Here is a 12,599-nt window from a genome sequence, read left to right as displayed (position 1 = left end):
GTACAGTGTTTTAGCGAGTGGCTTTTCCCGATTTTCTGACGTTATTAGTACCTTGAAGCGTGGAGACAAGGCTAGAAATGTCACGATCGCATGCAGCGATGTGTTTGGCGCCATGTGGCTGATCCCAAGGATGCCCTCCTTCTGGCGGAGCAGCGACATAGCCGTCGATCATCTTATCTCAGACGACATAAGGAACTTCCGCCGATCGGAAGTCGAGTTAAGGATACGGTACGGTCTTGGAGCCTGGGTCGATGAAACGGCCGAAGTCTTGTTCGATGAAGCCCTTTATCCTGTCTGTAGCCCCTCATTTGCAAAACTTCACGAAGGTAGCACAACCGCAGATTTGGGACGGTTGCCCTTGTTGAACATTGAGTGGGTTCAACCTGACTGGATGGGTTGGGAGGAAGTTATGTCGCGCGGCGGGCTGGGGCGCGGCTCGCTGCAGGGCCGACGGTTTGGGAAATATAATGTGGCATTGCAGGCGGCATTAGCGGACCAAGGGCTGGTAGTCGGCTGGCATAGGATGGTGAGCCCTCTGGTAAAACAAGGTCAGCTTGTCCGTTTCACAGATCTCGTTGTTACCCCGCCAGGAGCCTACTACCTTACTTGGAATAGCAATCGTGAGCTTTCTCCCGCGGCCGTCGTGCTGCGAGATTGGATAAGGATGATTGCTGAGGAAGAAAAAAGGTCACCCTGCCCAGCACCAACTTGACATCGGGACAAATCATTGACCGGTTATCGCTCATCTGAACCTGTAAAACAGCGCGTGCTTTCGCTTACGCCCAGCGCGTTTGATAGAGCTCCATCTAGAGTTTCCGACGGCAATCGGCAACGATAAGCCAAGATGTCCAAAAGGCGGGCGGGACCGGGCGCCCTCTAAGCTTGAGTATTCCAACGGTCGGGATTGCCGGCGAAGGTATCATCGAGTTGCATCAGGCCTTTTACCCGCGACGCACTTCCGCGCAGCACTCCAAGTAGCGGCTTCCTCCACAGGGCGTGCCAATCGGTGCCAAATTATAACATTCCACACGAACACAGGCCGTTCGCTGGACCTGAAGATTTGATGTCGAACGACATTCGATCCCCGTCCATGGCAAGCCTGTCAAAAGACCCCGCCTCGAAATTGAGTTCAAGGTATGGCAGAGGCGTGAGAACACCCACTTAGTTGAACGACGCTATCGGCGCATGAAATAGCGATTCATCGGGGATGATACCAAGCCCCGCGCCGCGCGGTAGCCTGATGTGACCGCCGTCAATGACGACACCATTCTGCGGGTCGTAATGCCCCTCAATGTAGGGCTGCGCGAGCCAAACGCCCTCGTTCAGGCGCGGCTCCACTGTCGCGCCCATATGCGTGCATGCTGCAGCGATGATATCACCGCCCCAGGCGTCATCGCACGTGTGCGGCATTGAGCGTGCTTCGCAGATATCGCGAAATGTCGCCATGGCGTGCAGACCCCCTATGCGGGTTATCTTCATGCCAAACCCGTCGCAGATCCCCTCGCCGACCGCCCTTACGACCGTCACTAGATCGATGCCATTCTCGTCTAAATAAAGTCCATGATGAAGCTGGTTTCGGATCGATTTGATCTCTTCAATCGTGTTGCACGGCTGCTCGAGAATGAACGGAATGTCGGTGCACTCGCGACTTAGCCGGAGGGTATCGCCTGTCGTCAGGGAGCGGTTCCCGTCAACGGCGAGCCTTACTCGCCTACCGACGCGCTCCCATACTTTGCGAACCACGGCGATGTCGATGTCAACCGGTCTCCCGCCGATCTTGATCTGCAAACGGGGATAACCCTCTCCCGCCTTTTCTTCCGCTATTCGGGCAATTTCGTCGGGCTCTCCAATTCCTGAAGCGTAATAGGAGGGCACGYGTTCCGTGACCACACCGCCAAGAAGATCGGCGACGCGAACGCCAAAATGTTTCCCCATGAGGTCGTAGGCTGCGATGTCGATTGCCGCCTTTGCGTAGCCATGGCCATTCAACAGGCCATCCATTTTGCGGCGCAGCACCACGGGTTGCAAAAGATCAGTACCGATCAGGCCCTGGGCAATCTCTTCAAGTGCGGCAACAGCGCCTTTCGAATGGTGCGGTTGGTAAGTGGGACCCACCGGACATGTTTCACCCCAGCCGAACAGTCCATTATCCGCAACGATCTTCACCAGTGTCGTATCCAACGAATACACCTTGCTACTGGCGATATTATACGGGCCGTTCTTGACCGGCATATTGTGCGAATAAACGTGAATTTCGGAAATTTTCATTTTTGCCTCAAGAAAAAAATGGCCGCTGCCGAAGCAGCGACCAGTTGGGGAGGATCAATGTTGAGTATTCAACTCGTCGACAGCAGGAATTTCCCGTTTGCGTCGTTCCATATAGTCGCGCAGCGCTTCGTCGATGCCTGCGTCGAGTTTTGGTTCCTCATAGTCGTCCAACAGCCGTTTGGCCTGCTGGAGCGCCCGAGCGGTGATTTCTACCGAACCGTCTGCCTGCCACTGCTCGATGGAATCGTTATTGAACATTTTCGGCATAAAGAACGCACGCTGAAAATTTGCCTGCGTATGGGGATGACCCAGGTAGTGCCCGCCCGGTCCCACGTCGCGTACGGCGCGCAAAGCTTCATCGAAATCATCCCATCTGACCCCTTCGGCCATGCGGTAACCCATGGCACACATCTCGGCATCCACGACGAACTTTGCTACAGAGCAATGCATGCCTGCTTCGTTCCAGCCCGCTGAATGCCAGATGTAATTGGCTCCGGCATGCAGAACGGCGTTCATAGTCATGGCACTTTCGTAGCCGGCCTGCGCGTCAAAGGTCTTGGCGCCTCCCAAAAGGTTCGAGGTTCTCCAGGGAACTCCATAGAACCGCGCCATCTGCCCGGTCATGTAGTTCATCAAGCTGATTTCAGGTGTGCCCGCCATCGGTGCCCCGGACTTCATCGAAACAGTGGACAGATAATGCCCATAGATTGCCGGGCAGCCTTTTCGAATGACCTGGGTGTAAGCGAGCGCGGACAAGGCTTCTGCGTTAAGCTGCGCAACTGCGGGCGCCACCGAGGCCGGCGTGTTCGCGCCGCCCAGAACGAACGGCGAGCAAAGCACAGGCTGGTTTCGAAGGCAGAAGGCCCGCATGGACGACAACATCGTTTCGTCCCAAACGAGGGGCGAATTGCCATTGCAGTTGCCGGTCACGACTGGTGTACGCTCTAAGGTCTCGCGACCGAAGAGAATTTCGCACATGTCCAAAACATCTTCGGCATTTTTCCCCGACGTTGTCATGCCCATGAACGTCTTGTCGGAATACTTCATCGATGAGTAAGTGATCGCCAGATGGCGATGACTGACGACCATGTCCATAGGCTCGACAATATGGTGAGCGGTCGAGTGAAGCGCCGGCGACATGTGGGCCAGCTTGTGGAACATATTGAGATCGGCAATCGTTGGCCAACGGCGCACGTCCTCAAGATCGCGGATGAAGGGAGCGCCCGTCATCGGTACGAAGATCGAGTTTTTCCCGCCAAAAGGGAGGCTGCGTTCTGGATTACGGGCAAGATAAGTCCATTCCGCAGGAATGGTCGAAATCAGCTGGCGAACCAATGCCCGATCCAAATGCACGCGTTCCCCACGAACATCGGCTCCGGCTTTTCTCCAATCCTCCAAAGCGATTGGATCGCGAAACACGACGCCTATTTCTTCCAGAATTGACATTGATGCGTCATCGATACGAGCGACATGTTCCTCGTCCATCAACTCCGTCACAGGTAGGTTTCGGTGCAACGCCGGCAACATTCCAAGGTCTGGGGCAGTTCGGAGAGTCCTCCGGGCGCTACGCCCTCCGGCACGGGCGTGTCGAACTTCTTGCTCGCTCATAGCTGGTCTCCTAAGGTTGTCTAATATTTTGAACCCATCGGGCATCTCCCGGCAGCCAGTATCCCGAACGCTCCGTGCCAAAAAACGACCTTTGGCCGTTGCTGGAACCCGAGATTATTCCTCGCGTGCCCGCCATTCCTTCCAGCGGAAGTACAAATTTGCCCCGATTTCGGCAAAAGGCGACGGCATGAGCTTTGCTGGCTCGGCTTCGGCAAGAAAATGAGCTGAGATTTCGGACTGCCTACCGAGAAGGAGATCTGCCGCCCCGATCCCGGTCAAAGTGCTACGCACGGTGCCAAGCCCGTTGTCGCAGCAAGCGGAAAACAGACCAGGCTCGAGTTCGCGCATGACGGCGACGCCGTTCCAGCTCAGGCAAAGATGGCCCGCCCAGCTGTATTCCATCGGCACGTCGGCGATCGTTGGAAATCGATCCGCAAACTTCCGTCGGTGAACCTTGGCGGCGCGCGCCACGCCTGCATCGGAAGGCACCATCCCAGGAAGGTAACTTGCGCAGGTTCGCGTGACTATGCGGTTTCCTCCCTGCGCAGTATCGATACGCCTCATCGTCGTGCCCATAGGATCCGACGGCGTCACACCCCAGCGTGATCKACCTCCCAGTTTTGACTGCGCTGCGTCATCGAGTTCCGCGGTCATCGACGCGTACAGAAAAACGTGCATCAGGCGCTTGCGCGCGAAGCCGAAGCTCTCCAAATGGCCATTGTTGGCCATTATCACCTTGCTGGCCCTGACACGTCCTTTCGGTGTGGAAAGCTCCCAGCTCTGTCCCGATTTGTCGATCTTCGCGACGGGCGTCCATTCGAAAATCTGGATGCCATTCCGACGTAGCCCAGCGGCAAGCGAACGGATATAACCGGCAGGCTGCAGCAGCACGGTGCCAGGTGTGAAAAGACCCGAAATGTAGTGACGGCTTCCCGTCACCTCATGCATGTCTCTTGCGTCGAGCATCTCGCTGTCTTCCCCGAGATGCTTGAGATGCTCGGCGTAGCTGACATTCAGTGCATGGCCAGTTTTGCTCGCGGCTCCGTTGATTTTGCCCAAAGGATCGAAGAAGGCTGGATTGATTCCATACTCTTCGACGGCCGAGCGTGCGAAATCGATAGCCGCGCGGTTGAGCCCGATTATCGTCTTGTCAGCCGACACGCCCTTGCCCGCGTAGTCTTCGGACTGAATATCGTGCGGCAGATCGATCATGAAGCCCGAGTTCCGACCGGAGGCCCCATCGGCCAACGGGCTTGCTTCAAGAACTGCGACCCGGATCTGCGGGTCGTTCAGGCGCAACCGCCTTGCGGCAGAAAGCCCGGCGAAGCCGCCGCCAACGATGGCGACGTCGACACTTATGTCACCCTCAAGCTGAGGAGAGGCCGGCTCAGCCGGAAGGATCGAGTTCCACGCCGCCGGTCCCCGATGGACCGGCAGCCTTTCAGCCTTGTGCAATTCAAGCCACTCCCTCGTCGCTGTCGTCGGTGAGGTCGAGCCAGATCGTCTTGATCCGCGTGTACTGGTCGTGAGCGTGGATGCCGTTGTCGCGGCCACCGAAGCCGGACGACTTGAAGCCGCCGAACGGGGTCGTGATGTCGCCTTCGCCGAAGGAATTCACCGTCACCGTACCCGCCCGGATCGCGCGCGCCCCGCGGATGGCCCGCTTGGCATTGCTCGTGAAGATCGATGCGGCGAGGCCGTACTCGGTGTCGTTCGCCAACGCGATGGCCTCCTCGAAGGTCTCGACGGTCAGCACGACCAGGACCGGTCCGAAGATCTCCTCGCGCACGACCTTGGCATTGCGATCGGCGACGTCGATGATTGTTGGCTCGACGAATCCGTCCTTCGCTTGACCTCCGAGCAGGATGTTCTGTCCCTTCTCGAAATAGGAGCAGACCTTGTCGAAGTGGGACTTGGAGACGAGAGCGCCGACACGGTTTTCAGGGTTGAGAGGATCGCCCATCGGCCATTCACGCGCATGCGCGATCATCCGCTTCAGAAGCTCGTCCTTGACACCCCGCTGCACGATAAGACGTGCGGAGGCCGAGCAATTCTCGCCCATGTTCCAGAATGCGCCGTTGACAATATGCGCCGCGACGCGGTCCAGATTTTCGGCGTCGTCGAGAACCACCGCCGGATTCTTGCCGCCCATCTCCAACGTCACTTCCTTGAGATTGGAGTCAGCGGAGTAGCGTGGAAAACGTCGACCTGTCTCGGTGGAGCCCGTGAAGGATACCATGTCCACATCCATATGCAGACCCAGCGGTTCGCCGACGTCGGCTCCGCCGCCAGGAAGCACGTTGAAGACGCCAGCCGGAATGCCCGCTTCCATGGCGAGCTCGGCTACCCGCAGCGCAGTCAACGTCGTCTCTTTGGCGGGCTTCACGATGATGGAATTGCCTGCGGCGAGTGCCGGGCCGATCTTCCATGCCAGCATCAGGAGCGGGAAGTTCCAGGGAAGGACAAGACCGACGACGCCGACGGGTTCACGGACGACCATTGCGATATGGTTGTCGGAYGCGGGCGAAACCTGATCATAGATCTTGTCTATCAATTCCCCATGCCAGGCCAGGCAATGAATTGTTTCGGGCACGTCGACATTTTCGCAGTCGTATATTGTCTTGCCGCTGTCGAGACTCTCAAGGACGGCCAGCTCGCGTGCGTTCCTTTTCATGAGCTTCGCCAGCCTGACAAGGATCTCTTTCCGGGCCGACGGATGAAGGCGCGACCAGCGACCGTCTTCGAAAGCATCCCGAGCCTTCTGGACAGCGAAGTTCACATCTTCGGGGCCGCAGGACGCGACTTCCGCCAACACCTTGCCCGTGGCCGGATTGGTCGTCTTGAACGTCTTTCCGGAAATCGCGGGACGAAAGCTTCCGTCGATAAATGCCTGGGTAGGAAACTGCAGTCCTACGGCGATTGCCTTGTATTCCTCGTGCGTCAGTAGATCGGCCATTACCGTGTCTCCGCTTCAATTTCTGCAATAGTGCGCTTCAAGACCTGGACCACCTGCTCAAGCTGGCGCTTGTCGTCTTTGTTCAGGGGCTTGAGGGGCGCGCGCGGGGGGCCGGCATACAGACCGCCCATCTCGCATCCGTACTTGATGCACTGGATGAACTTGCCGCCTTGTTCGAGAACGCGCATCAAGGGCATCATCGCGGACATGATGCGGCGGCCCCTGTTGAAATCACTGTCCACCGCGCAGGCACGGTAGAGTGCCAAGTGTTCTCCCGGGAGGAAATTCGATCCGCCGCAAACCCAGCTGCGGGCTCCCCACGCAAAGAATTCCAAAGCCTGGTCGTCCATTCCGCAGGACATCTGGATGTGCGGATAGTCGCGGGCAAGCAGATGCACGCGGTTAATGTCTCCGGAACTTTCCTTGATGGCGCAGAAATTACGGCTGCGGCCGACACGGTCGAGGAATTCTTCTCCCATGTTGATGCCCATGCGACCTGGATAGTTGTAGAGCATGATGGGGAGGTCGGCGGCCCGGTCGATGGCAAGCGCATTCAGTGCATTTTCGTGCTCGGTGGGCACCGAGTAGGGCGGTGAGCCCACAAGGATCGCGGACGCGCCAATTTTCGCAGCTGTCTCAGCCACCATGATCGAATCGGAAAGACGGATCGCCCCGGTCCCTATGATAAGCGAGGCGCGATCGCCAATGACGTCTTTGGCGAGCTTCGCCAATTCAAGGCGCTCGTCCATCGATTGCGCATAATATTCGCCTGTCGAACCACCGTTGATAATGCCATGCACACCGGACGCTACGAGGTACTCGATCGCTTTGGTGAACGCATCGCGATCGATTGAGCCGTCATCCCGGTGCGGGGTGATAACGGGCGTATATATACCCTCGAATTTCATCAAATTCTCCTTAGGCTAGGCTGTTGGGCACACGTCCCAACGGCACGAAAAAGGTTCCAGGCGTCACGAAGCTCTCTATCTGGGCGCGGGACAACTCCCAGTGCGCTATGGCCAGATCAGCGCAAGCATCTGCATCTCCCGCTGCAATCAGCTCGATAAACTGATCGTGCTGCTCAACGGCTGCGGCGCGCTGATCGGCAAGACCGGCATTGCGGGGACTGTAAAAGGTCATGCCAATTCGCGTGTGATCGATTAGTAACCGTCTCAGGCTCGGCGTGAGAAACTCGTTGTCCGCCATCTCGCCCATGATTGAGTGGAAGCGCTCGTTCGTGAGCGCTCGTTGTATGGTATCGCCATCCCGGATCGACGCGCGAAACAGAAGCTGCGTATCCTTGAGGCGCATAATTTGCGCTTGCGTGGCATTTTCAGCCGCCAGCCTGCCGATTGCGGCGTAAACCATTGGCGCGGCGATGAAGAAGTTTCGCAAGGTCTTGTGGGTCATGGGTGCTACCTGAGCACCTCGGTTTTCGTGAAGGATGACGTAACCTTCACCCGCAAGCTGCCGAAGCAATTCGCGCAACGGTGGGCGGGAAATTCCGTAGGCCTCCGCCATTTCAGTCTCGTCAAGATAGCTTCCCGGCTCCAACGCCTCGGTCAGAATGCGGCGTCTCAAGTCCTCTAAACAATTCATCTTGTTACGTTTTGCGTCGTTTTGCACTGGAACTTCCTTTTGAGGGTTCAATGACCGACCCACTATCATGAATCTTTGTAGCGCGTCATAATACATCTTGTCTACTCTGAAAATTTATGTTGTAACACGAAAAATAATAAAACTAAGGTGGAACAGGGAATGGTCAGTCAGCCTCAAGAGGCAGTTATTCGATGCGAAGGCATCTGGAAGGTCTTTGGCGCCAAAGCCAAGGACGCTGTTCGTGCCGTGAAGACGGGACAGCTAACCAAAACGCAGATCCGTGACGATCTCGATTGTATTATCGGTGTTCGTGACGCGACGTTCACCGTCGGGCGCGGCGAAATATTTTGTATCATGGGATTGTCGGGTTCCGGCAAATCGACCTTGATCCGGCATATCAATAGATTGATCGAGCCCACTGACGGGGCGATCTTTATTGAAGGTCGAAATGTTAATGACATGGGTTCCAAAGAACTGCGGCAACTCCGTGCCGAGAAGATCGGTATGGTCTTTCAGAATATGGCCCTCATGCCCCACCGCAACGTTCGTGACAATGTTGCGTTTGCGCTTGAGGTCAGGGGCGTCCCCGWAGAAAAACGCCGACTGATTGCCCGGCAAGCGATTGAGGCTGTCGAGCTGGGCGGATGGGATCTCAAGTATCCAGACGAGCTTTCTGGCGGCATGCAGCAACGTGTTGGTCTTGCCCGGGCGATCGCCGCTAACCCTTCGATCCTGCTTATGGACGAACCGTTCTCGGCGCTTGACCCGCTGATACGCCATCAGCTGCAGGGCACATTCATGGAGCTGTCCGCTGAACTCCATAAGACAACGGTCTTCATCACCCACGATCTCGATGAGGCAATTCGCATTGGCGACCGCATTGCAATCATGAAGGACGGTGTTCTCGTGCAAGTCGGAACACCGGAGGAGATCGTCACAAATCCCGTGGACGACTACGTTGCGCAGTTCGTCGGGGGCATWTCAAAGCTTGATCTGGTCACCGCTGTGAAGGTGATGCAACCGCTGGAACAGTATCGTCAGATGAACGGCAGCGCCCTTGATACGGCGCGCTGGCCGGTCGCCCGCTCCGACGACAAGCTAAACACGCTGGTGGATCTCTCGATCGGAACCGACCACCCCATTTTGGTCAAAGACGGAGACGTGATCGCAGGCGTCGTGACAAAGGACGCTTTGCTCCGCGGCATTCAAGGTCGTGGCGATTATGCGACAGTAAACGGGGGAGCAAACAATGGCCGATGAAAAGAGCTTCGACTGGTTGAACCCGTTCGTGAGTGTCGATCTCGACCTCGCCGACCGGTCCGACGGGATCAAACAATGGGCAATCGAAAACCGTGAAGCCATCCAGCCTTTCAAGATCTTTCTCGACGGGCTGATTCAAAGCATTGAACGAGCGTTTCTCGCAACCCCCCCGCTTGTGATGCTTGCAGTCATCGTTTTGATCGCATGGCAGGCAGCGGGTCGCCGGACCGCAATTTACGTCGCTATCGCACTCACCGTTCTTGGCTTTCTCTCACCGGAAGCGTGGGCGCTGTCGATGACGACGCTTGCAATCGTCATGGGCGCGGTCATCCTCGCCGTCATCATCGGACTTCCTCTGGGAATTATCGCTGGTAAGAGTGATCGTTTCGAAGCCGTATTACGGCCCGTCCTCGATACGATGCAGACCATTCCGGCATTCGTCTATCTTGTGCCTGTCGTCATGCTGATCGGAATCGGGAATGTCTCCGGTGTACTGGTCACAGTTATATTTGCGCTTGCTCCGCTGATAAGGCTGACCTCCCTGGGAATTCGCACCGTGAACCCGAGTGTTGTCGAAGCGGCCAGAGCCTTTGGTGCCACGCCGTCTCAGATCATGTTCAAGGTTGAGCTGCCGATGGCTACCCCTACGATTTTTGCAGGGCTCAACCAAACCATCATGTTGTCGCTGTCAATGGTGGTCATCGCCTCGATGATTTCCGTCCGCGGCCTCGGCAACGAAGTCCTGCGCGCAATGGGCAGACTCGACGCCGGCAAGGCCATCGTAGGTGGACTTGGTATTGTGATCCTTGCGGTCGTCCTTGATCGCATCACGCAGGGTCTAAACCGGTCGGGGCGTGAAAGAGGACACCGCCTCTGGTGGGAGACTGGACCCATCGGGCTGATCGTGAACTTGCTCCGTAGACCCGCCCAATGAACATCGAACATCGTATTCAACAAGGAGAACGCGCATGAAACTTCTTCCCGTAACGACCGCGATCGTGCTTTCGCTGGCCACAAGTCCCCTGTTTGCTCAGGACAAGCCCGGCGAGGGCGTGACTGTGCGCCCCGTCATTCAGCCGGCAATTGAAGAAATGTTCCAAGCGCGGGTAGTTTTCCGTGCGCTCCAGGACCTTGGCTACACCGTCGCCGAACCGCAAGAAGTCATCGCTCAAACCGCACATCTTGCGGTCGGCACCGGCGACGCCGACTTCTTCACCAATAGTTGGAACGAACTACACGAAGCCTTTTTTAAGGAGGCCGGTGGACCTGACAAGATCTCCAAGGTCGGTACCCTGGTCGAAGGGGCTCTCCAGGGTTATCTCGTGGATAAGACAAGCTATGATGCCGGGGTGAAGAACCTGGGTGACCTGAAAGATCCCAAGATCGCTGCCAAGTTCGACGCAGATGGTGACGGGAAGGCTGACCTTGCGGGTTGTGTGCCAGGTTGGGGCTGCGAACGCGTCATCGAACACCAACTCACCGAATACGGTCTTCGTGATACCGTTACGCATAACCAGGGCGAATATAACGCAATTATCGCCGAMACCATCGCTCGTCAAAAGAACGGGGAGCCGGTCCTATACTACACATGGACACCCTATTGGGTTTCCGGCGCGTTGGTTCCCGGTCGTGACGTGGAATGGCTGAGCGTTCCTTACAGCTCGCTTCCTGATGGTGCGAAGGCAAATACCGAGTTCGACGGAAAGAACCTTGGCTTTGCGGTGGATAGTCTTCGCATCGTTGCTCGCAACGACTTTCTTAAAGCCAACCCGGCGGCCGCTAAGCTGTTTGAAGTCGCTAAGATCAATATCATTGACGTCTCGGCTGAAAATAAGTTGATCGCCGATGGAGAAAACAAATCCACCGACATCGACAAGCACGTCAGCGACTGGATTGGGGCACATCAAGCTGAGTACGATGGCTGGATCAAGACGGCCCGCGACGCGGTGAAATAGTTGCCAACTGCGGGGCGTTGGTGATGAGCGCCCCGCAACCAATGTTGTCACCATGAACCAAACGACCGATTTCGTCTTTCTGCTTGTCGAGGAATTTTCGCACCTGGCGTTTTCCTGTGCTGTGGAGCCACTGCGAATTGCGAACCTAGTCGCCGACAGGGAGTTCTACCGCTGGCGCCTTTCGTCAGTGAACGGCCACTCCGCAACTTGCTCCAACAAAGCTGTCACTTTGGTGGACGGGGGGCTGACGCCGACCAAGAAAAACGAAAAGCTGATCCTCGTCACCGGTATCAACGTGCAAAATTATGGAACGTCGGAACTGCTCCGCTACCTGCGGGTCGAACGGGCACGTGGTACCTCGATTGGAGCAATCTGCTCGGGGGCGTACATCTTAGCGGAAGCGGGATTTTTGCAGGACCGCAAAGCCGCAATCCATTGGGAATATCATGATGTTTTTGCGGAACGGTTCCCTTTTGTAAAGCTGACAAAATCGGTTTTTGTKGCGGATGAACTCTTTGCAACCGCCTCCGGGGGGGCGGCTGTGGCGGATTTGATGTTACATATCATTGCGCGCGACCATGGCCGAGATCTCGCGGCGGCAGTTGCGGATCAGATGGTTTACAATGCCGTTCGCGAAGGGTCTGCAAGGCAGAAAGTGTCGATCAGATCACGCTATGGTCTGCGCAACAGCCGACTGGGTGAAGCGATACGGATCATTGAAGAACATATCGAAACTCCGCTCAGCAGTTCGGAACTCGCGAGCCGGCTTGGCATCTCGACCAGACAGCTGGAACGGATGTTCGAACGGTATGTGAATCTATCTCCTCGACGGTACATCATGGAGCTAAGGCTGCATCGCGCTCGAAATCTGATTGTGCAGTCTGATCAGGCCATCACTGAAATTGCGATGGCATGCGGCTTCACATCAACGTCGCATTTTTCAAAAGTTTATC

At 56.5% G+C, this 12,599-nt stretch carries 11 protein-coding genes; 5 read left to right on the top strand and 6 right to left on the bottom strand.

The genetic code is table 11. The annotated features are described in order from the left end of the window. A partial coding sequence (locus AC1D17_RS25320) for a LysR substrate-binding domain-containing protein (RefSeq protein ID WP_477568045.1) occupies positions 1-712 on the top strand: 712 nt, incomplete at its 5' end. A gap of 449 nt (positions 713-1,161) precedes the next feature. Here the strand turns inward: AC1D17_RS25320 and AC1D17_RS25315 are convergent. From AC1D17_RS25315 to AC1D17_RS25290, 6 genes are all read right to left on the bottom strand, one after another. Beyond that, a complete protein-coding gene (locus AC1D17_RS25315; RefSeq protein WP_477568044.1) occupies positions 1,162-2,268 on the bottom strand; it encodes a mandelate racemase/muconate lactonizing enzyme family protein in 1,107 nt (368 codons plus the stop codon). Between the two features lie 54 nt (positions 2,269-2,322). Then, entirely contained in the window at positions 2,323-3,876 is a 1,554-nt protein-coding gene (locus AC1D17_RS25310; RefSeq protein WP_477568043.1) for a trimethylamine methyltransferase family protein, read from the bottom strand. Between the two features lie 114 nt (positions 3,877-3,990). Continuing rightward, on the bottom strand, positions 3,991-5,331 hold the full coding sequence (locus AC1D17_RS25305) for an NAD(P)/FAD-dependent oxidoreductase (protein WP_477568042.1): 1,341 nt from the start codon (positions 5,329-5,331) through the stop codon (positions 3,991-3,993). 1 nt (position 5,332) lies between these two features. Continuing rightward, complete coding sequence (locus AC1D17_RS25300; RefSeq protein WP_477568041.1) at positions 5,333-6,832, bottom strand: aldehyde dehydrogenase; 1,500 nt, start codon at positions 6,830-6,832, stop codon at positions 5,333-5,335. Next, positions 6,832-7,740: a dihydrodipicolinate synthase family protein gene (locus tag AC1D17_RS25295; protein ID WP_477568040.1), complete on the bottom strand. Its 909-nt coding sequence runs from the start codon at positions 7,738-7,740 to the stop codon at positions 6,832-6,834. The genes AC1D17_RS25300 and AC1D17_RS25295 overlap by 1 nt, the downstream gene beginning before the upstream one ends. A 10-nt stretch (positions 7,741-7,750) precedes the next feature. Next, positions 7,751-8,458 (bottom strand): GntR family transcriptional regulator, encoded by a 708-nt coding sequence (locus AC1D17_RS25290; RefSeq protein ID WP_477568039.1) that lies wholly within the window; start codon positions 8,456-8,458, stop codon positions 7,751-7,753. Positions 8,459-8,590: 132 nt separating this feature from the next. Between AC1D17_RS25290 and AC1D17_RS25285 the strand changes: the two genes are divergently transcribed. From AC1D17_RS25285 to AC1D17_RS25270, 4 genes are all read left to right on the top strand, one after another. Beyond that, positions 8,591-9,691 (top strand): quaternary amine ABC transporter ATP-binding protein, encoded by a 1,101-nt coding sequence (locus tag AC1D17_RS25285; protein ID WP_477568038.1) that lies wholly within the window; start codon positions 8,591-8,593, stop codon positions 9,689-9,691. Continuing rightward, complete coding sequence (locus tag AC1D17_RS25280; protein WP_477568037.1) at positions 9,681-10,625, top strand: ABC transporter permease; 945 nt, start codon at positions 9,681-9,683, stop codon at positions 10,623-10,625. Before AC1D17_RS25285 ends, AC1D17_RS25280 begins: the two co-directional genes overlap by 11 nt. A gap of 34 nt (positions 10,626-10,659) precedes the next feature. Continuing rightward, positions 10,660-11,646 (top strand): glycine betaine/L-proline ABC transporter substrate-binding protein ProX, encoded by a 987-nt coding sequence (gene proX, locus AC1D17_RS25275; protein ID WP_477568036.1) that lies wholly within the window; start codon positions 10,660-10,662, stop codon positions 11,644-11,646. A 52-nt stretch (positions 11,647-11,698) separates the two neighbouring features. Next, positions 11,699-12,599 (top strand): GlxA family transcriptional regulator (locus AC1D17_RS25270; RefSeq protein ID WP_477568035.1); only part of this gene is annotated, 901 nt, incomplete at its 3' end.

Source organism: Pararhizobium sp. P1_E7 (assembly GCF_056405855.1).
This window is presented reverse-complemented; position numbering and strand designations above follow the sequence as displayed.

Excerpts from the sequence above, each read along its gene's own strand:
- AC1D17_RS25310 (WP_477568043.1), bottom strand. The coding sequence starts at position 3,876 with ATGAGCGAGCAAGAAGTTCGACACGCCCGTGCCGGAGGGCGTAGCGCC.
- AC1D17_RS25295 (WP_477568040.1), bottom strand. The coding sequence starts at position 7,740 with ATGAAATTCGAGGGTATATATACGCCCGTTATCACCCCGCACCGGGAT.
- AC1D17_RS25280 (WP_477568037.1), top strand. The coding sequence starts at position 9,681 with ATGGCCGATGAAAAGAGCTTCGACTGGTTGAACCCGTTCGTGAGTGTC.